Consider the following 19,505-nt stretch of genomic DNA (forward strand, 5'->3'; position numbering starts at 1 on the left):
AGGCAGGAAAGGAGGTGTCTTCCGTGGAGCTCCTGAGCACCATGATCGCCGGCATCAACGTGGGCAGCGCACTGTGCAGCGCCCTTGCCGCCCTCACCGGCACAAACGCCGTGCGGACCGCCGCCATCGGCACGCTGGGCGGTGCCGTCTGCGGTGCCGCGCTTTTCGCCGACCAGCAGCGCCGCCGCGCATCCGCGCTGGCCTGAAGCCTTTTCTGCACCTGAAAGGAGGTGTGTCCGTATGTTCACGCTTCTCACTGCGGTAACGACCGCTGTGGTCTCCACCACCCCGCCCGTCAGCGGGCTGCTCCTCGCCGCCATAGGGCTCAAGGCCCTGTCCGACGCCGCCGAGATCTCCCGGAACGCCCGGGAGCACGGCAGCGACCGCCACTGACCCGGAAAGGAGGGTCTCAGCATGAGCCTGCTGCCCATGACCCGGCAGTGCGTCCACTGCCGCCGCACCTACCGCTATAACCCCTCGATCGGCGACCTCGGTCTGGTGTGCCGGTACTGCGGCAAAGCGCAGTGCTCCACAGAGCCGCAGCATCTGCCGCAGCAGCCGCTGCAGCCCGCATTCCCCGCCAGTTTTCCTACCGCAGAACTTCCCCTCCGCAAGCGCGGAGGTCACCGATAAGGAGGTACCCTATGTCCATCTACAAGGCAGGCCGCCCGTGGAAATACGACCCCACCACCGGGGCCGGACACAGGCCGCCCAACAGTCCCGGCGAGTACCGGATGCGGGACGGCTCCGGCTGCATTACATACATCGGGGAGACCAACGATCTCGCCCGGCGTATGCGGGAGCATATCCGCAGCGGTAAGCTGCCCACCGGTCAGGGCTGCGGCAGCACCCTTGAGTACATGGTGGCGGACGGCCGCTCCACCTCCCGCACCCGCCGGGAGCACGAGCAGCAGTCCATCGAGAAGCACCACCCCACCCTGAACCGCTCCAAAGGCGGGGAAGGCAGACCCGCCGGGAAGTGACGCTTCCGTGGCTGCACCCGGGAACCCGAAAAGACACCTGCTTCGGCCGGTGTCTTTTTTGCTGTTCTGCACCCTCGGTAAAAAACAGCCTCCTCTGCCCTGATAGCATGGAGAAAAAGTCCACGCTTTTCTTGCATTTTGGTGCGCGATATGGTATCTTTTTATACAGGTAAACACTTCAGGGTCGGCAAACATTTTGTTACCTTTGCCGCCCTTGCATGATGACAGGAAGGAATGATACTTATGGGTTTTTTTGACAAGCTTTTTGGCGGCAAGTCCAAGGACGAAAACACCGCTAAGTTCACCAACCAGAGCAAGACCGTGCTGACCCCGCTGCAGGGCAAGGTGCTGGCACAGGCCGACATCCCGGACGAAACCTTTGCACAGGGCATTCTGGGCCCCGGCTGCGGCATCGAGCCCACCGGCGACACCGTATACGCCCCCTTTGACGGCACTGTGACCCAGATCGCCACCACCCTGCACGCTGTGGGCATCACCAGCAACGACGGCATCGAGCTGCTGATCCACGTCGGCATGGACACCGTGGACATGAAGGGTCAGGGCTTTACCGCTCTGGTCAAGGAGAACCAGAAGGTCACCGCAGGCACTCCGCTGTTGAAGGTGGATCTGGACGCCGTCCGCGCCGCAGGTCACCCCACCGCCACCGCCATCATCGTGACCGATGGTGCCGGCGATGAAGTGAAGATGCTGGCAGAGGGCGATGTCGCCCCCGGCACCCCGCTGTTCAAGGTCTGATTTTTTTGCATCACAAAGAGGCCGCTGCAATCGCGCAGCGGCCTCTTTTTTGCGGAAAATATATTTTTACAGCGTGATGTCGGGCGGCCTGCGGCTGTCCGGCATTACTTTTTTACAAAACTCAGACGATGCGGACGCCCTTCTGGATGACCGCCTTGATGTTCAGTTCCTTATCCGCAAGGATGACGTTGCCGTAGCGTCCGGCGGCAAGGCTGCCGTAATCGTTATCCACGCCGATGCTCTTGGCGGGGGTCTCGCTGGCGGCGCGGACGGCGCTTTCCAGCGGCACATTCATCTCCAGCACGGCGCGCTTCATGCAGTCGTACAGGCAGGTGTTGCTGCCCGCAATGGTGTCCGGGCGCTCGGTCAGGGTAGCGCGGGGCCCCTTGACTGTGATAGCCTGTCCGCCCAGACTGTACTGGCCGTCCGGCAGGCCGCAGGACATAGCACTGTCTGCGATCAGGCAGACGCGGTCGTCCCCGAAGGTGTTGAAGGTGAACCGCACCACGGCGGGGTGGATGTGCACGTTATCGGTGATGAGCTCCACCTCGGCATCGTGCTCCATGGCCGCAATGATGGGACCGGGCGCACGGTGGGTGATGCCGGACATGGCGTTGTACAGGTGGGTCATGTGGGTGGCACCGGCCTCAAAAGCCTTGACGGCGGTGTCGTAGTCGGTGCAGGTGTGGGCGATGGAGATGCGCACCTCGTTATGGCACTCCTTGATAAAGTCCAGATTGCCCGGCTCCTCGGGGGCAACGTCCACCAGCTTGATCAGGCCATTAGCACGCTTCTGCAGGCGGCGGAACATGGCGGCGTCTGCGCCCTGCACATACTCCGGGTTCTGCGCACCCACCTTTTTGGGGCTGATGAAAGGGCCTTCCATGTTGATGCCCACAAGGTCGGCACCCTTGCCGTTTTTATGGGCGGCAGCGGCGTCCATCACCTTGTTCAGGATCTCCTCGGGGTAGGTCATGGTGGCGGGGCAGATGGCCAGCACACCCTTGCTTGCCTCGAAATCTGCCAGCGTCTGGATAGCCTCCTCGGTGCCGTCGCAGAAGTCCTTGCCCATTGCCCCGTGGAAGTGGATATCCACAAGGCCCGGCAGTGCGTACAGACCCTCGGCGTCCAGCACCTCCTCGCCCTCTTCCGGGGCGGCAAAGGGCACGATGCGGCCATCGCGGATGACGATGGTGCCGCGCTCAAAGGTGTGGCGCGGGGTATAGACCAGTGCATTCTGAAGGATCATACAAAACACCTCGTTCTTTTTTCTTTTCACCCAGTATAGCACGCCGGGTGTTTTTTCAAAAGTCCTTTTGCGTAAACATTGTACCGCCGTGCAAAAAGAACGGGCCGCCGGGAGGGGGCGCTGTGCACCCCGCCCCCGGCGGCCCGGTTCATGCTGCAAAATCAACCAGACTTTTGCAGTTCATTCTTTTCAGAAGTGCAGGATCACAGCATCTTCTTCAGCTCGTCGTACACGAACTGCACCTTGGTGCCGATGATGACCTGGCAAGCGTTCTTGCTGGGACGGATGACACCGGCAGCACCGGCAGCCTTGACAGCCTTCTCGTCAACCTTAGCGTTGTCGAGCACCTCAAAGCGCAGACGGGTTGCGCAGTAGCCAACATCCTTCACGTTCTCCTTGCCGCCGACAGCAGCCAGAACAGCAGAAGCGACTTCGGTGTAGTTGTTGTTAGCCAGAACGACCTTCTTCTCAGCTTCCTCGTCGTCATCCTCACGGCCGGGGGTCTTCAGGTCGAACTTGGTGATGGCGAAGTAGAACACGAAGTAGAACACCAGGAATGCTGCGATGCCCAGAGGAATGATCATCCAAGTCTTAGCAGCTGCGGGCAGAGAAGCGGAGAACACCAGGTCGGTAGCGCCTGCGGAGAAGCAGAAGCCAGCACGGAAACCGGAGTAGTAGGTGATTACGGTGAAGATGCCGTACAGAGCGGAGTACACAACGTACAGCGGGAAGCACAGGAACATGAAGCCGAACTCGAAGGGCTCGGTAACGCCGCAGACGAATGCGCAGATTGCAGCGGACAGAACCAGACCGATGGCGGCCTTCTTGTTCTTAGCGGTCTTGATCATAGCCAGAGCAGCGCCCAAGATACCGAACATCATGCAGGGGAAGAAGCCGGACATGTACATACCAAGGCTCCAGCCCACATCAGCGGAGGTCTCGCCAGCCCAGAAGTGGCTCAGGTCGCCCAGACCGATGGTGTCGAACCAGAACACGTTGTTCAGAGCGTGGTGCAGGCCGGTGGGGATGAGCAGACGGTTCAGGAAGGCGTAGATGCCGGCGCCAATGCCGTCCATGCCAGCGATGCCCTTGCCCAGAGCGACCAGCGCGCCAAAGATGACGGGCCAGACGAACAGCAGAACAACGGACACCAGAATGGAGATCACGCCGGTAGCGATCGCAACGAAGCGCTTGCCGGAGAAGAATGCCAGCCAGTCAGGCAGCTGGATATTCTTGAACTTGTTGTAGCAGGCAGCGCCCACAACAGCGGCCAGAATGCCGATGAAGGAGTTGCCGGCGACCTTCTGGAAGGCGATGTAGGTAGCGGTGCCCTCTTCCAGAGTGCGCACCATGCTGACCACGCCGGGGTTCAGCAGCTGCTGCATCATCAGGAAGCTGACCAGACCGGCCAGACCTGCGGTACCATCGTTGTCAGCAAGGCCGACAGCGGCACCAATGGCAAACAGCCAAGCCATGTTATCGATCAGAGCGCCGCCTGCCTTGACCAGCAGGAAGCCGACGGTGTATGCTGCGCCGGAAGTCGGTGCACCGGGAACACCCATAACGCCCGGAGCAAGGGCATAACCAAGACCCATCAGGATGCCGCAGATCGGCAGCACAGCGACGGGAAGCATCAGAGCTTTGCCCAGTTTCTGGAGATACTTCATCATAAGACACATTCCTCCTTAAAGAATGTTTGTGTTTACAGACAGTCTCTGGTTGCAGGCTGTCCATAGTTCCGTAACAGAATAGTAACATATTTTTGCAAAAAAAGGAAGTGGTTTTTTCTTTTTTCTATTAAAATGCACCAAAAGTCCTTGTTTAACGGTACGCTTGTCAGTATTTTTTGTTTTTTCTGCACGCGTCCTGATTTAAGTGCTGAAAATTCTTTTCTTTTTTGTACATTTTGTCCAAACGGTTGCATCCCACCATAGGTTTCTGCATCCGTACATTTTTAAACAATGCGTTTTCCGTCCAGCACGGCCTGTTTCAGGGTATCGCCGTCATACACCAGCTTGAGGGAAAAGTAGGGGTGCTCTTCCTCCAGCAGACGGAAAAAGATCTTGTCTCCCTCCCAGATGGGCAGCGTTTGCACCTCAGACTTTTGCACCCACTGCAATTCTCCCTCGGCGCAGGCATCGCCCCTGATCATCTCACCCTCCCACCGGTCGGCGGTATACAGGTGGATGAACTCGGTCATGTTGCCCCACACAAAGGTCAGCAGTCCCCGGGCGCGGTAGCGCGTCAGGGTCAGGCCGGTCTCTTCCCGCACCTCCCGCACAAGGCAGTCCTCCGGGCTTTCAAACCGCTCAAATTTGCCGCCCACGCCCACCCATTTGTCGTGGTTGTAGTCGTCCTGCTTTTTGATGCGGTGCAGCATCAGATAAGCGTCCTCCCGCTCCAGATAGCACAAAGTGGTGCTGAAGATGGGAAATTCCGGGTCCATAAATGCGCCTAAGTTCATGGGTGGTTCTCCTTTTTTGTCCGATGTTTTTCCGCCAGAGGGCGAGAATGCTTACCGTATGCCGCCGCTGCGCGGCGGCATACGCGTATCTCTTTTCATAAAAAGGGCTGCTGCATGAAACGCTGTGCAGCAGCCCTTTGGGAAGTGTTTCCGCTGCGGATGCCCACACAAAGCAGCGGAAGCGTTTTTCGATTTATGCCTTGCGTCCGGCGCGGCCCTTGCCTGCGCTGTTCAGCTTGCGCACCAGATCGTTCTGGTGCTTGCGCTGGCTGGGGGTGGGCTGGGGGTCTTTGGCTTCTCCGGCGCGCTTGCCGGTCTGGACAACATCTGGGTCGATGCGTTCCAGCGTCCACTCCTGATTGCCGCCCGCCACATAGTTCCAGATCTGCGCCTGTGCGCCGTTTGCGGTGTTCATGCCCACAAGGTCGATGTATTTATCCGCCAGCACATTGCGGATGCGGGTGCGTCCGCTGCGGGTAGGCTCCAGCGCCCAGCACTGGCTCAGCCCGCTGGTGCGGCTCCACTGGTGCAGCCATGTGCCCTCCACCACGCCGCCAAGTGCCAGATCGATCATCTTGCCGGTAAAGCGGTTCTGGATGCGCCAGCGTCCCTCGCCCGCGTCCACAAACTGCCACTGCTGCCACGGATGGCCCGCATAGCTCCACAGCTGGATGCCGGCGCCGTTCTCCGTGTTGAAATCCTTTACTTCCAGTACCTTCCCGTTGGGGGACTTGATAATATAGTATTCCCCCTCCATAATGACGACCTGCGATGCCTTTGCCATAGAGCACAACTCCTTTCCGCTATGGTAGCCCTATTATACCCGATTTGTCCGCTGGCAACAAGAATGCTTTTCCATAATCTTTCTTTTGTTTTTTGTGCATTCTGCCGTGTTTTTGCTGTGCAAACGTTTTCGGAAGCCAGCAATGTTTTTTACCGGCGGGCACTTTGCACTCCGGCGCAGGTTGTGGTACAATAAAGCCATCCACTATTAAGGAGGGGATCTTTCATGACCAACGAGACTTTACAAACCATTCGCAGCCGCCGCAGCTGCCGCGCCTACAAGCCCCGGCAGATCACGGATGCAGAGCTGGACGCCGTACTGGAGGCCGGCACCTACGCCGCCAGCGCTATGGGACGCCAGAGCGCTAAGATCGTGGTCGTGCAGGATGCCGCTACCCGCGCCCAGCTGACCCGGATGAATGCCGCCGTCATGGGCACCGACAGCGACCCCATGTACGGCGCACCCACCATTCTGGTGGTGCTGGCCGATGCCCACGCAAACTGCGCCGTGCAGGACGGCAGCCTTGTCATGGGCAACCTGATGCTGGCTGCTGCATCGCTGGGGCTGGGCAGCTGCTGGATCAACCGCGCCCGGGAGGAGTTCGACTCCGCCGAGGGCAAGGCACTGCTGAAAAAGTGGGGCATTGAGGGGGACTGGATCGGCGTAGGCCACTGCATTCTGGGCTACCCCGCCGCCGAACCCAAGCCCGCCGCGCCCCGCAAACCGGATTACATCGTAAGAGTATAAGGAGTTTTATGAAGCCTGATTACAAGCTGGTCGCAAAGGCCAAATACATCCACAACACCGCCGACCTTGCCAGCGAGCTGTGGCACGAGGTCTACAAGCGCTACTACCCCGCCAAGCAGCTGGACACCCTTGTGGAGGAGCTGCAAAGCGCCGACGCCATTGAAGAGGACATCGACAATGACGTGAACTATTTTCTGGTGTTTCTGGGGGGCAAGCTCATCGGCTACTTTGCGTGGAAGATGGAGAACACCGCCCTGCACCTGATGCACCTGTACCTCAAGCCGGAGTACCGCGGCAAGGCCATTGGCCGGGATATCGTGCAGACCTGCGAGCGGCTGGCCAAGGGCGAGGGCAAGGGCCGGGTGTGGTGCACCATCCACGCCAAGGCACTGCCGGTGCAGCAGTTTTTCAAGGCGCTGCGCTACCGCGAGCTGCGCCCCGCCGAGCAGGAAAATGGCACCGTACCCCGCAACGAGCTGGTGTATGAGCATACCCTGAGCTGAACGCACATTTAAGGCTTCCCCCGTCCGGGGGAAGCCTTAAATGGCTCCGTGATTTCAAAGAAATCACAAAATAGCCATTGAAATTTTTCCGCGTTTGTACTACACTGATGTAGTGTAATAAAGCCGCTTTCTGCGGGTATTCTGTGCAAAAAAGGAGACTATCATGGCGAAAGATCATCCCACCGGCAACTCCGGCCTGTACCGGGCTTTTCTGCAGCTCAAGACCCCGGAGGAATGCTATCGTTTTCTGCAGGACGTGTGCAGCTATTCGGAGCTCAGCGCAATGGAGCAACGCTACAACATTGCCGAGCTGCTGGCCGATAAGTGCATCTACACCGAGATCATGGACAAGACCGGTGCGTCCAGCGCCATCATCAGCCGGGTCAGCCGGGTGCTGAGCGCGGACGACAGTGTACTGCGTGCGCTGCTGGAAGCTGAAAAAAAGTCCGCTGACTGATACAAAGGCCGCGTACCGCCCAAAGCTGCGGCACGCGGCTTTTCTTTTTGATATTTGAACAGGAGGTTATTCTTATGGCAAAAGCTGTTGTATTTTTTGCGGAGGGCACCGAGGAGTGCGAGGCTCTGCTGGTGGTAGACCTGCTCCGCCGCGCCAAGGTGGAGGTGCTGGTGGCAAGCGCTTCCGGCAGCCGGGAGATTTTGAGCAGCCATAAGGTGCACATCACCGCCGATGCGCTGGCAGAGGAGGTCGATTATTCCGACGTGGATCTGGTAGTGCTGCCCGGCGGCATTCCCGGTACGCCGAACCTTGCCGCCAACAAGACGGTGACCGACACCTGCGTTGCCTTTGCAAAGGCGGGCAAAAAGGTAGCCGCCATCTGCGCCGCACCCAGCGTGCTGGCGGCACTGGGTCTGTTGGAGGGCAAAAACGCCACCGCTCACGCTGCATTTCAGGACAAACTGGCCGGCGCCCATGTGCTGGACACCGAGGTGGTCGTGGATGGCAACATCACCACCAGCTACGGTCTGGGCGGCGCCATCCCCTTTGCGCTGGAACTGGTACGTCAGCTGGCGGGAGACGCCGAAGCCGACCGCATCCGCAGCGCCATCGCCTACCGGCACTGAGAGGAGGGAGACTGTATGCGTTTTGTCACCTGCCGCCTGCCGGACGGCATGGAGGACCCCGCCATCCTCTCGCAGGATGGGACACAGGTCTGGCCGCTGAGCTGGCTGGGGCTCTCCTACGAGACCCTGTCCGACGCCATCCCCTTTCTCACCCCGCAGGTGCGGTTCGGCTTGCAGCTGGCCATCAGCGGCATCCCCGCACTGCCGGTGGAGGCCGTCACCCTGCAAAGCCCCATCCCCTGCCCCGCGCAGGACGTGGTCTGTCTGGGCATCAACTATATGGCGCACTCGGACGAAGCCGAAAAGTACTCTGCGGATGCCTTTTCCACCCAGCATCAGGACGCCATCTACTTCTCCAAGCGGGTCAGCCGCGCGGTACCGGACGGCGGCTTCATCGAGGCGCACACCGACCTTGTGCAGAAGCTGGACTACGAGTGTGAGCTGGCCGTGGTGCTGGGCAAGGACGCCAAGGATGTGCCCGCCGGGCAGACCAAAGACTATGTGTTCGGCTACACCATCCTGAACGATGTCTCCGCCCGGGACGTGCAGACCGCCCACAAGCAGTGGTACTTCGGCAAAAGTCTGGACGGCTTTACCCCCATGGGACCCTGCATCGTCACGGCCGATGAGTTCGACACCTACCCGCCCGCGCTGCCTATCCGCAGCCGGGTGAACGGCGAGCTGCGGCAGGATTCCAACACCAAGCTGCAAATTTTTGATATCGACCATGTCATCCACGAGCTTTCGCAGGGCATGACCCTGAAAGCCGGTACCATCATCGCCACCGGCACCCCTGCCGGGGTGGGCATGGGCATGGACCCGCCGCAGTTTTTGCATCCGGGCGACACCGTGCAGTGCGAGATTGAAGGAATCGGCACCCTGACCAACACCGTGCGCTGAAGTCCCTTGTGGAACTGCCCAAAATTTTACACAGATTTCAGTCCGATTGCACGAAATGCCGCCGCAGCACTGCTCTTTTGCGGAAAAATATGGTATACTATAAAATACTGATAAAAAATGCGGCGTATCCGCATCAAAGGGGTAAATGATATGAAGGAATACGCATTTGGCATCGATCTGGGCGGCACTACTGCCAAGGTCGGCCTGTTCACCACCAGCGGCAAGCTGCTGGAAAAGTGGGAGGTAAGCACCGATACTTCCAATAACGGTGCTCACATTCTGGAAAATCTGGCTGCTGCCGTGCAGCAGAAGATGCAGGAAAAAGGTCTGTCCGCAGACGAGGTCGAGGGTGTCGGTCTGGGCGTGCCCGGCCCGGTGCTGGATTCCAGCATCGTGCCCATCGTGTGTGCAAACCTTGGCGGCTGGGGCAACCGCAACGTGTCCATTGAGCTCAGCGAGCTGCTGGGCGGCATCCGGGTGCTGGTGGGCAACGACGCCAACGTGGCTGCTCTGGGCGAGATCTGGATGGGCGCGGCACAGGGCTGCCGCAGCGCCGTCATGGTCACGCTGGGCACCGGCGTGGGCGGCGGCGTCATCGTGAACGGCAAGGTCATCGACGGCGCTCACGGTGCCGGCGGCGAGATCGGCCACATCACCGTCAACCCCCACGAGACCGCAGTCTGCGGCTGCGGCAAGCACGGCTGCCTGGAGCAGTATTCCAGCGCCACCGGCGTTGTGCGCTGCATGAAGAAGCTGCTGGACGCAAACCCGGACACTGCCTGCACCCTGCGCGGCAAGGACTTTGAAGCCAAGGACGTGTTCGACGCTGCCCGCGCCGGGGATGCACTGGCTGCCCGCGAGGTGGACGAGATGGCTTCTACGCTGGGCATGGCACTGGCCAACATTGCCGCCACCACCGACCCCGAAATGTTCATGATCGGCGGCGGCGTGGCCCGCGCCGGGGAGATCCTCTTCGACCCGCTGGTGCGCCACTACAAGGAGTATGCTTTCCAGTCCTGCAAGGAAACTCCCATCAAGGCCGCCAGCCTTGGCAACGACGCCGGCATCTACGGTGCCGTGCGCCTGATCGTGGGTGCCTAATAAAGGAATACCGACAACTTTTAAACCAGCCAAGCCTGCGGGCTTGGCTGGTTTTGTTTTTACAATCAGAACCTCCCCTTCTGCAACCCGTCCAGCACCTCGTACAGGTCGCGGCACTCGGCGGTGTACAGGCGGCGCATCTCGTCATTGGCGGGGGCCATGTCCGGCACCATCACGGTGATAAAACGCCCGTTGGCACCGGCGCGCACGCCGTTGTAGCTGTCCTCCAGCACAAGGGTGCGGCCGGGCTGGGTGCCCAGTGCTTCCGCTGCCCGCCGAAAGATTTCCGGGTTGGGCTTGGAGGCCGAGAACTGCTCGCCGGAGACGATCACCTTAAAATAGTGGGTCAAGCCCCAGCCGTCCAAATGATGCCGGATCGACGCCATCCGGCTGGAGGAAGCCACTGCCATGGGGATGTGCTGCGCGTCCAGCCATGTCAGAATTTCGTCCAGCCCGGGCTTTTTGGGCGGCGGTGCCTGAAACGCCTTTTCCGCCTGTGCGTGCAGCGCCTCGATGATAGCATCCGTGTCGCAGTTTTCCCCGTAGAAGCGGCGCAGTACCGCCCGCATGGTGTCCCCTGCCGTGCCGCGGGCGGCAACGTCCAGCCCCTCCTTATAAGAAAGCCCAAGGGTAGCAAGTGCAGGCTCCCACAGGGTGGCCCACACCCGCTCGGTGTCGAACATCAGGCCGTCCATATCAAAAATAACGCCGTCGATCATGGCAGTATCTCCTTCCATAGAAAAGCGGGGCTGTGCCCCGCAAAAGTGCTCTGTGCCCCTATTGTACCATAGATTTGGCAGTTTGCACACCACTGTGCTCACAATTTGGTGCAACTTACCGGGTGGTAAGATGAAACATTTTGCGATTCCTTGCAAAACCGGCTGGGAATATTATAATAGAAACCAACATTTGTGTCATAAAGCGCCGGAAATCGTGCGCACGCGCATAAAAGGAAAGAGGGAAACTCACTATGTTGGATATCAAGATCACCCGCACGGCTGCGCCCAAGGCAAAGCCCACCGATGAGACGAAGCTCGGCTTCGGCAAAAAGTTCTCCGACCACATGTTCGTCATGGATTACACCGAGGGCGAAGGCTGGCACGATGCCCGCATCGTCCCCTACGGCCCCTTTGAGCTGGACCCCGCTACCGTGGTGTTCCACTACGCACAGGAGATTTTTGAGGGCATGAAGGCCTACCGTACCGCCGACGACACCGTGCAGCTGTTCCGCCCGGATTGCAACGCCAAGCGTTTTCAGGATTCTGCCGACCGTCTGTGCATCCCCAAGATCCCGGTAGAGGACTACATTCAGGCCGTTGAGGCTCTGGTGGACGTGGACCGCGACTGGGTGCCCCACACCGACGGCGCTTCCCTGTACATCCGTCCCTTCATCTTTGCCAATGATGTGGGTCTGGGCGTGCACGCTTCCAAGCACTATATCTTCTGCATCATCTGCGCTCCCTCCGGCGCTTACTACGCCGAGGGCATCAACCCTGTGCGCATCTATGTGGAGGACGAGTACATCCGCGCCGCCCCGGGTCTGACCGGCTTTACCAAGTGCGGCGGCAACTATGCCGCTTCCATCAAGGCCGGTGAGCTGGCCGAGGAGCAGGGCTATGCACAGGTGCTGTGGCTGGACGGCGTAGAGAAGAAGTACGTTGAAGAAGTTGGCAGCATGAACATCATGTTCAAGATCGACGGCAAGGTGTACACCGCCGCTACCGTGGGCACCGTGCTGCCCGGCGTCACCCGCCGCAGCTGCATCGAGCTGCTGAAGGACTGGGGCTACGAGGTCGTCGAGGGCAAGATCGCCATTGCCGACATCATGGCTGCTGCCCGCGAAGGCAAGCTGGAAGAGGTGTTCGGCACCGGCACTGCCGCTGTCGTCTCTCCCGTCAAAGAGCTGGTCTGGAAGGGCGAGCACGCCTTTATCGGCGACGGCAAGATCGGCCCTGTCACCCAGAAGCTGTACGACACTATGACCGGTATGCAGTGGGGCAAGCTGCCCGACACCAAGGGCTGGATCGTGCCTGTGGAAAAGAAATACTAAGAAGCCGCCTGTCACCCTACGGCTTTTAAAGGGACTGTTGCACACCGTCTGGGGCAACAGTCCCTTTGCTCTATAATCATTGCAATTCCCGCCGCATGGTGCTACACTACCTATAAAGGGCGTGGGCTTGCCGCCTGTGCCCCTTGCAGGAAGATTTGAGAGGAAAGAAGCACCATGATCAAAAAATGGAGCATGAGTTACCCGGCGGTCAACGGCACCGAGCAGCGCCGGGCGTATGTCTATCTGCCCACCATGTACGAGGCACAGCCGGAGCGTCGGTTCCCCGTGCTGTATATGTTCGATGGGCAGAACGTGTTTTTCAACGAGGATGCTACCTACGGCAAAAGCTGGGGCGTAGCAGATTATCTGGACTATACCGACACCCCGCTGATCGTGGCGGCCATCGAGTGCAACGCCGGGGCGAACAACGAGCGTCTGGTGGAGTATTCCCCCTACCGCTTCGATGACCCCACCTACGGCCACTTTGACGGCAGGGGACAGGCCACCATGAGCTGGTTCATCCACCGGTTCAAGCCCCTGATCGACCAGAATTTCCGCACCCTGCCGGACAGGGCAAATACCTTTATCGGCGGCAGCAGCATGGGCGGACTGATGAGCCTGTATGCCCTGCTGCAATATAACGATACTTACAGCCGCGCCGCAGCACTGTCGCCCTCCATCTGGGTGGCACCGGATAAGCTTTCCGGCCTTGTGGGGCGCGCAAAGCTTGCCCCCGGCACGGTGCTGTACATGGACTACGGCTCCCGGGAGATGGGCAACCACGAGGGCATCCGCCGACAGTTTTCTGCCTTGAGCGGTAAGCTGATGACCCGGGGCATCCACCTGACCAGCCGCATCGTGCCCGGCGGCACCCACTGCGAAGCCAGCTGGGAAAAACAGCTGCCCTTCGTGTTCCACACCCTGCTGTATGAGGTGGAGGAATAAAAGAAGGGTGACACCATAACCACATTAAAGGAGGAAACACCATGGAGATGCAGTATTTCAAGGAGTACAGCCCGGAACTGGGACGGGATATGGAGTGCAAGCTTTACGGCCACGCCGGCCGCCCGATGCTGTACATCCCCTGTCAGGACGGCCGGTTCTTCGATTTTGAAAACTTCCACATGACCGACACCCTTGCCCCGTGGATCGAGTCCGGGCAGATCATGGTGCTTTCCATCGACACCATGGATCAGGAAACATGGTCGGACGCACAGGGCAACCCCTACTGGCGTATCCGCCGCTATGAGCAGTGGCTGCGCTACATCACCCGCGAGGTCGCCCCGATGCTTCAGCATCTGGCGCAGCAGCGCAACGGCTGGAACGACCTGCCCGGCATCATCGCCTTCGGGTGCAGTCTGGGCGCTACCCACGCGGTAAACCTGTATCTGCGCCGCCCGGATATCTTCTGCGGCTGTCTGGCACTCAGCGGCATCTACACTGCTCACTACGGCTTTGGCGACTATATGGACGAGCTGGTGTACATGAACTCCCCCGTGGACTACATGAAGAACTTCCCAGAGGATCACCCCTATATGCAGCTGTTCCGCAATCAGAAGGCGGTCATCTGCTGCGGTCAGGGCGACTGGGAACAGCCGGACACCACATGGCTGCTCAAGCGCATTTTTGAGGCAAAGCATATCCCCATCTGGGTAGACCTGTGGGGTCACGATGTCAACCACGACTGGAACTGGTGGTACAAGCAGGTGGCGTATTATATGCCCTACATTCTGGGCCAGCAGTGACCCATCCCGTGAAAATGGCACAACGGCGCGTCCATGGACGCGCCGTTGTTTCCCAATATTAAAGTCTGTCCCGCCCCGCAGGGGCATTGCAATCATAGAGGTAACGGAAAGAGGAATCAACAAATACTATGCAGAACTTTATTTTTATCTCTCCCAACTTCCCCACGAACTACTGGCAGTTCTGCCGGGAACTGAAGAACAACGGCCTGAACGTACTGGGCATCGGCGACCAGCCCTATGAGGAGCTGAAGCCCGAGCTGAAAGCAAGCCTGAACGAGTACTACAAGGTGAACAGCTTGGAAAACTACGACGAGGTATACCGCGCCGTGGCCTTTTTCACCTTCAAGTATGGCCGCATCGACTGGCTGGAGTCCAACAATGAATACTGGCTGGAGCGGGATGCCGCCCTGCGCACCGATTTCCACATCACCAGCGGCTTCCAGACCTGCGATATGCCCCGCATCAAGTACAAGAGCAAGATGAAGGAGTACTATCAGAAGGCCGGGATCGCCACCGCCCGCTACCACATGGTGGATGACCTTGCAGGCTGCAAGGCCTTTGTGGCACAGGTGGGCTACCCGGTGGTGGTCAAGCCGGACAACGGCGTGGGCGCTTCGGATACCCACCGTCTTTCCACCGACAAGGAACTGGAAGCATTTCTGGCTTACAAGGAAAAAGAACACCCGGATGTGGCCTACATCATGGAGGAGTTCGTCCGCGCCGAGGTGAACAGCTACGATGCCATCATCGACGCCCACGGCAACCCCATCTTTGAGGCGGGCAACGTGAGCCCGGTGTCCATCATGGACATCGTGAACAACGATGACAACTCTATCTACTACATCATCAAGGATCTGCCGGAGGACACCCGCGCCGCAGGCCGTGCCGCCGTCAAGAGCTTTGGGGTGAAGAGCCGCTTTGTCCACTTCGAGTTCTTCCGCATGACCGAGGATCAGGCCAGCATGGGCAAAAAAGGCCAGATCGTGGCACTGGAGGTCAATATGCGCCCCTGCGGCGGCTTTACCCCGGACATGATCGACTTTGCCCGTTCCACCAACGTGTACAAGATCTGGGCGGACATGATCGCCTTCGGCGGCACCGATATGCCGGTGGGCGAGCACTACTACTGCGCCTTTGCCGGCCGCCGGGACGGCAAGAGCTTCGTTTACAGCCACGAGCAGCTGATGCAGAGGTATCAGGACAATATGCGCATGGTGGACCGCATCCCCGCGGCGCTGTCCGGTGCCATGGGCAACCAGATGTATGTGGCAACCTTCTCCACCCGCGACGAGATGGAAAAGTTCTATTCCGACGTGCTGGCCGTCACCGATGCCACCAACGCCAAGGTGCAGTCCGAGTTGACGAAGGTGCTGGCTCTGGGCGAGCCGGAGGCCGTTTAAAGCCAAAAATTCAAGCCCGGAAAGTCTGCGGACTTTCCGGGCTTGTTCTATTTCATTATACCTTTGCAGCACCCCGCTCCAGAATACCGTTGAAGCGGGAGAAGAAGGTGATGGTGGTGATAGTAGCCGCCAGAATATCGCTGACCGGCTCTGCCAGAAAGACGCCGAACACCGGGTCCGGCAGCAGGTGCGGCAGAATGAAGATGAGCGGGATCAGCAAAATGATCTTGCGCAGACAGGCCAGCAGCAGGCTGACCTTGGCCTGACCCAGCGCCATAAAGCTCTGCTGGCAGGCGATCTGGAAGCCCATGGCAAAGATACCTGCCATGTAGATGCGCATGGACCATGTGGTGTAGTCGATCAGCGCCGTATCCGAGGTGAAGATGCCCGCCACAGCCCCCGGCGCCAGCATCATAAGCAGCCAGAACAGGCAGGTGTAGCAGCTGCACAGGGTCAGCTGGAAGCGGAACGCCTCCTTGACGCGGGACTTTTTGCCCGCGCCGAAATTGAAGCTCATCACCGGCTGACCGCCCTGACAAATGCCCTGAATGGGCAGGGTGCACAGCTGGGAAGCGCTGGTGATGACGGTCATGGCACCCACAGCCACGTCGCCGCCGTACCGCGCCAGACTGGAACTGAAGCTGATGGACAGCAGGCTCTCAGTGGACATCATCACAAAGGTGGAGATGCCCAGCGCCATCACCGGCAGGATGACCTTCTTTTCCGGGCGCATACAGTCCTTGCGCAGGCGCAGGATGGTCTTTTTGCCGGTGAGGAAGTGCAGGATCCACACTGCGCCCACGGCCTGACTGAGCACGGTGGCAATGGCAGCGCCCCGCACGCCCAGCCCCAGACCAAAGATCAGGATGGGGTCGAGAATAATGTTGATGACCGCACCGATGACGGTGGTAAGCATACTGGTCTTGGCAAAGCCCTGCGTGGTGATGAAGGGGTTCATGCCCAGCACCAGCAGCACGAACACCGAGCCCAGAATGTAGATGCGGCTGTACGCCAGCGCATAGGGCAGGGTGGCGTCACTGGCACCGAAGAGCCGCAGCAGGGTGGGTGCTCCGGCGTAGAACACCACGGTCAGCACCACCGAGAAGAGCAGCAGCATGGTAAAGCTGTTGGAGATGATCTTTTCCGCCTGCTCCTTGTCGCCCTGTCCCAGCGCAATGGCGGTGCGGGGCGCGCCGCCCGCGCCCACCAGCATGGCGAATGCGTTCAGCAGCATAAGGATGGGGGTGAACAGTCCCACGCCGGTCAGCGCTGCCGCGCCGATGCCGGCGATATGTCCGATGTAAATGCGGTCCACGATATTATACAGCAGGTTGACCACCTGTGCAACGACCGCAGGGATCATGAGCTGCAGCATCAGCTTTTTTACGCTGCCGGAGCCCATGTCCTGTTTTGCCTGTGCCATGGAAGTGATTCTCCTTTTACTTCAAATTTGAACTATCTCTCCTTTATTATACTCAAAACCCGCAAAAATACCAGCCCCTTTTTGCAAAATTTTCCGTGCTGCGCAAAAAAGTGCGCCCCCCTGCCGCAGCGCCGGTGTTGCCATTGCGCACCCTTTGCGGTGCGGTTTTCCGGGCGGCAACAGCCTTTGCATCCAAGTTTTCGGCGATATGTCTGTAAAAAAGCAAGGTTTTTCGTCAGGTTTGTGTCTTGTGCACAGCGGCATTTTTCAGTACAATAAAGAAGCAGAGAAGAAAAATAAGCGCTGCGATCAAAATGGGTCGCCGCGCTGTTTTGTATTTTGCGGCGCAGCTGCGCCCGGTGAAAAAAGGAGTGCTGTACAATGATCAACATGGTCAAGCTTCCCACCAGCAAAAGCGAACTGTTCCTGCGGGTGGCCAAGGGACATTTTGCCACCAGCCACAGCCACATCAACTATTACATCGACGTGACCACCCAAAAGACCCGCCTTTCCGAGGCAAAAGCCGTGGCAAAGGAGCTGGTCAGCGCTTACCAGCACAGCACCATCGTGGATACCGTGCTCTGTCTGGACGGCACGCAGGTCATTGGCACCTGCCTTGCCAACGAACTGACCAAGGACGGCTTTACCAATATGAACGCCCACAAGACCATCTACATCGTCACCCCGGAATACACCTCCGGCAGCCAGATCATTCTGCGGGACAATCTTGCTCCCATGGTCAAGGGCAAGAATGTGCTCATTCTGGCCGCATCCGTCACCACCGGCTACACCATTCAGGCGGCCGTGGAGGCCGTGAACTACTACGGCGGCATCGTGGCAGGGCTTTCGGCTATTTTTGCCACCACCCACGAGTGTCTGGGCTACCCGGTCACCTCCATCTTCGACCCCACCAGTCTGCCGGATTACGCCAGCTTCGACTCCCGCGACTGCCCCCTGTGCAAGGCCGGGCAGCACATTGACGCGCTGGTAAACAGCTTCGGCTATTCGGCGCTGTAAGCAACGCGGAAAGAGTATTTTTATGAGCAGCTCCGAACCGCCTGCGGGCGCCCCGGAGCTGCTTTTTTGCAGGAAAAGCCACACTCTTTTTTTCGTCAAAACGGCAAAAATCTTAATGGCTTTTTGTGACATTGCCAAAATTTCCCACACTGCTTGACAACACTTTTTTGATACGATACCATAAACTCAGAAAGCGAGTTTGGGACGCCTTGAAACACATTACAGGAGGTATTTATAGCATGAGACTATACAAAAAAGCGGCTGCCTGTCTGCTGACCGCTGCGATGGCACTTTCCATGCTGACCGCTTGTGGCGGTGGCGGCACCGGCGGCAACGGCGGCGGCAACACCCCCGGCACCCTGCCCGACAACTCTGGCCAGATCGTTCTGCCCGACATCGACGAGGGCGAGGGCGGCGGCGAAGGCGGCGGCGAGGGCACCGGAACCAAGCCCACCAAGACCCCCATTATCGATGTGAACAACAGCAAGCTGGTGCAGTTCAGCAAGAAATACGCCGGTGCTACGGAGTTCTATGTTGAAATGAAGGAAGTCAGCTATGGCAAGGACGGCTCTGTTGCACGTTCCATCGATGGACGTGCTGCCCGGAAGGGTGAGAACTGCTATGTGAGCATGGCTACGTTGGGCAAGAATAACAAACAGCAGCTTATCGAGACTCTGATGCTCAAGAATAAATCGACTTGGGATCAGTACCTGCTTTTCCGCAGCAGCAAGGCAGCCGTCAAGTCACGCAGCGAGGATGACATTGATCTGTCTCTGGGCGTTCTCATCGCGAATAAGCTTCCCACTCAGATGTGGTCTACCGAGATAAAGGTAGGTCCGACCAAGTATTATGCCGAGGTCTATAAGTACCACTCCTACGAGTATACCACCTGCTTTACTGAAGACGGCAAACCTGTTTATCAGTTTGTAAGAGATCTCAACGAAAAGCAGCTCGAGAGCGCCACTCTGTACAAGACCATTCAGGTCGGTTCCGGCACCAGCAAGGGTCTGTGCGCGCTGCCCAGCGGCACCAAGACCTATAGCTTTGATGACAATACCGGCACCCTCATCGATGCGAACGGTAACAAGTTCACTCTGCAAGAGGACGCTACCACCGGCATTAAGGTTCTTGATAAGGACGGTAAGGATGTCACCGATGACTTCAAGTGGTTGACCGATTTCTTCGAGATGATGTCCTGACCCCATGACCGTAATTTTCCACACACAGCCTACGTCCCATAACGCGTAATATGTGCTCTGAGGAGCTGCCGCACCCAAGCGGCAGCTCCTTTTTGTTGTCC

Annotated in this window: 24 protein-coding genes; 17 read left to right on the forward strand and 7 right to left on the reverse strand. The window is 58.7% G+C overall.

Going from position 1 to position 19,505, the window contains the following annotated elements:
• The first annotated feature begins 23 nt into the window (after positions 1-23).
• The 5 genes from MTP39_RS12935 to MTP39_RS12955 all read left to right on the forward strand — a co-directional run bounded on the left by MTP39_RS12935 (position 24) and on the right by MTP39_RS12955 (position 1,739).
• Entirely contained in the window at positions 24-206 is a 183-nt protein-coding gene (locus MTP39_RS12935) for a hypothetical protein (protein WP_249240826.1), read from the forward strand.
• A gap of 34 nt (positions 207-240) precedes the next feature.
• A complete protein-coding gene (locus MTP39_RS12940) occupies positions 241-393 on the forward strand; it encodes a hypothetical protein (protein ID WP_249240827.1) in 153 nt (50 codons plus the stop codon).
• 21 nt (positions 394-414) lie between these two features.
• Positions 415-633, forward strand: a complete 219-nt coding sequence (locus tag MTP39_RS12945) for a hypothetical protein (protein ID WP_249240828.1) — start codon at positions 415-417, stop codon at positions 631-633.
• 11 nt (positions 634-644) lie between these two features.
• Positions 645-983, forward strand: coding sequence for a GIY-YIG nuclease family protein (locus MTP39_RS12950; protein ID WP_249240829.1), 339 nt, complete (start codon positions 645-647; stop codon positions 981-983).
• A 243-nt stretch (positions 984-1,226) separates the two neighbouring features.
• A complete protein-coding gene (locus MTP39_RS12955) occupies positions 1,227-1,739 on the forward strand; it encodes a PTS sugar transporter subunit IIA (protein ID WP_249240830.1) in 513 nt (170 codons plus the stop codon).
• Positions 1,740-1,860: 121 nt separating this feature from the next.
• Here MTP39_RS12955 and nagA read toward each other — a convergent pair whose 3' ends face one another.
• The 4 genes from nagA to MTP39_RS12975 all read right to left on the reverse strand — a co-directional run bounded on the left by nagA (position 1,861) and on the right by MTP39_RS12975 (position 6,236).
• Entirely contained in the window at positions 1,861-2,988 is a 1,128-nt protein-coding gene (gene nagA, locus MTP39_RS12960) for an N-acetylglucosamine-6-phosphate deacetylase (RefSeq protein ID WP_249240831.1), read from the reverse strand.
• Positions 2,989-3,191: 203 nt separating this feature from the next.
• Positions 3,192-4,658 (reverse strand): PTS transporter subunit EIIC, encoded by a 1,467-nt coding sequence (locus tag MTP39_RS12965; RefSeq protein WP_249240832.1) that lies wholly within the window; start codon positions 4,656-4,658, stop codon positions 3,192-3,194.
• Positions 4,659-4,942: 284 nt separating this feature from the next.
• Positions 4,943-5,452, reverse strand: coding sequence for an NUDIX hydrolase (locus MTP39_RS12970; protein ID WP_249240833.1), 510 nt, complete (start codon positions 5,450-5,452; stop codon positions 4,943-4,945).
• Between the two features lie 193 nt (positions 5,453-5,645).
• Entirely contained in the window at positions 5,646-6,236 is a 591-nt protein-coding gene (locus MTP39_RS12975) for an RICIN domain-containing protein (protein WP_249240834.1), read from the reverse strand.
• A 225-nt stretch (positions 6,237-6,461) separates the two neighbouring features.
• Between MTP39_RS12975 and MTP39_RS12980 the strand changes: the two genes are divergently transcribed.
• The 6 genes from MTP39_RS12980 to MTP39_RS13005 all read left to right on the forward strand — a co-directional run bounded on the left by MTP39_RS12980 (position 6,462) and on the right by MTP39_RS13005 (position 10,570).
• Positions 6,462-6,983, forward strand: coding sequence for a nitroreductase family protein (locus MTP39_RS12980; RefSeq protein ID WP_249240835.1), 522 nt, complete (start codon positions 6,462-6,464; stop codon positions 6,981-6,983).
• 8 nt (positions 6,984-6,991) lie between these two features.
• Complete coding sequence (locus tag MTP39_RS12985; RefSeq protein WP_249240836.1) at positions 6,992-7,486, forward strand: GNAT family N-acetyltransferase; 495 nt, start codon at positions 6,992-6,994, stop codon at positions 7,484-7,486.
• 163 nt (positions 7,487-7,649) lie between these two features.
• The gene (locus MTP39_RS12990) at positions 7,650-7,943 is read left to right on the forward strand and encodes a YerC/YecD family TrpR-related protein (protein ID WP_112121429.1); all 294 of its coding nucleotides are present in this window, start codon (positions 7,650-7,652) and stop codon (positions 7,941-7,943) included.
• 74 nt (positions 7,944-8,017) lie between these two features.
• Positions 8,018-8,569 (forward strand): DJ-1 family glyoxalase III, encoded by a 552-nt coding sequence (locus MTP39_RS12995; RefSeq protein ID WP_249240837.1) that lies wholly within the window; start codon positions 8,018-8,020, stop codon positions 8,567-8,569.
• Between the two features lie 15 nt (positions 8,570-8,584).
• A complete protein-coding gene (locus MTP39_RS13000) occupies positions 8,585-9,469 on the forward strand; it encodes a fumarylacetoacetate hydrolase family protein (RefSeq protein WP_005925410.1) in 885 nt (294 codons plus the stop codon).
• A 150-nt stretch (positions 9,470-9,619) separates the two neighbouring features.
• Positions 9,620-10,570, forward strand: a complete 951-nt coding sequence (locus MTP39_RS13005) for an ROK family glucokinase (protein WP_249240838.1) — start codon at positions 9,620-9,622, stop codon at positions 10,568-10,570.
• Between the two features lie 65 nt (positions 10,571-10,635).
• On the opposite strand, the gene MTP39_RS13010 is transcribed toward MTP39_RS13005, so the two are convergent.
• The gene (locus MTP39_RS13010) at positions 10,636-11,289 is read right to left on the reverse strand and encodes an HAD family hydrolase (protein WP_249240839.1); all 654 of its coding nucleotides are present in this window, start codon (positions 11,287-11,289) and stop codon (positions 10,636-10,638) included.
• Between the two features lie 251 nt (positions 11,290-11,540).
• Between MTP39_RS13010 and MTP39_RS13015 the strand changes: the two genes are divergently transcribed.
• The 4 genes from MTP39_RS13015 to MTP39_RS13030 all read left to right on the forward strand — a co-directional run bounded on the left by MTP39_RS13015 (position 11,541) and on the right by MTP39_RS13030 (position 15,765).
• Positions 11,541-12,620, forward strand: a complete 1,080-nt coding sequence (locus MTP39_RS13015; RefSeq protein ID WP_118658609.1) for a branched-chain amino acid aminotransferase — start codon at positions 11,541-11,543, stop codon at positions 12,618-12,620.
• 174 nt (positions 12,621-12,794) lie between these two features.
• Complete coding sequence (locus MTP39_RS13020; protein ID WP_249240840.1) at positions 12,795-13,565, forward strand: alpha/beta hydrolase; 771 nt, start codon at positions 12,795-12,797, stop codon at positions 13,563-13,565.
• Between the two features lie 41 nt (positions 13,566-13,606).
• Positions 13,607-14,365 (forward strand): esterase family protein, encoded by a 759-nt coding sequence (locus MTP39_RS13025; protein ID WP_249240841.1) that lies wholly within the window; start codon positions 13,607-13,609, stop codon positions 14,363-14,365.
• 128 nt (positions 14,366-14,493) lie between these two features.
• Positions 14,494-15,765 carry an ATP-grasp domain-containing protein gene (locus MTP39_RS13030; RefSeq protein ID WP_249240842.1) on the forward strand — a complete coding sequence of 424 codons (1,272 nt, stop codon included), beginning with the start codon at positions 14,494-14,496 and terminating at the stop codon, positions 15,763-15,765.
• A gap of 55 nt (positions 15,766-15,820) precedes the next feature.
• On the opposite strand, the gene MTP39_RS13035 is transcribed toward MTP39_RS13030, so the two are convergent.
• Complete coding sequence (locus MTP39_RS13035; RefSeq protein ID WP_249240843.1) at positions 15,821-17,188, reverse strand: MATE family efflux transporter; 1,368 nt, start codon at positions 17,186-17,188, stop codon at positions 15,821-15,823.
• Positions 17,189-17,220: 32 nt separating this feature from the next.
• Positions 17,221-17,580, reverse strand: coding sequence for a hypothetical protein (locus MTP39_RS13040; RefSeq protein ID WP_249240844.1), 360 nt, complete (start codon positions 17,578-17,580; stop codon positions 17,221-17,223).
• Between MTP39_RS13040 and MTP39_RS13045 the strand changes: the two genes are divergently transcribed.
• Both MTP39_RS13045 and MTP39_RS13050 read left to right on the forward strand, forming a co-directional pair.
• Complete coding sequence (locus MTP39_RS13045) at positions 17,570-18,205, forward strand: phosphoribosyltransferase (RefSeq protein WP_249240845.1); 636 nt, start codon at positions 17,570-17,572, stop codon at positions 18,203-18,205. The two genes, MTP39_RS13040 and MTP39_RS13045, sit on opposite strands and share 11 nt — an antisense overlap.
• A gap of 239 nt (positions 18,206-18,444) precedes the next feature.
• Positions 18,445-19,404, forward strand: a complete 960-nt coding sequence (locus MTP39_RS13050) for a hypothetical protein (protein WP_249240846.1) — start codon at positions 18,445-18,447, stop codon at positions 19,402-19,404.
• Positions 19,405-19,505: the final 101 nt, after the last annotated feature.

The organism is Faecalibacterium sp. I3-3-33 (assembly GCF_023347295.1).
Classification (GTDB): Bacteria; Bacillota; Clostridia; order Oscillospirales; family Ruminococcaceae; genus Faecalibacterium.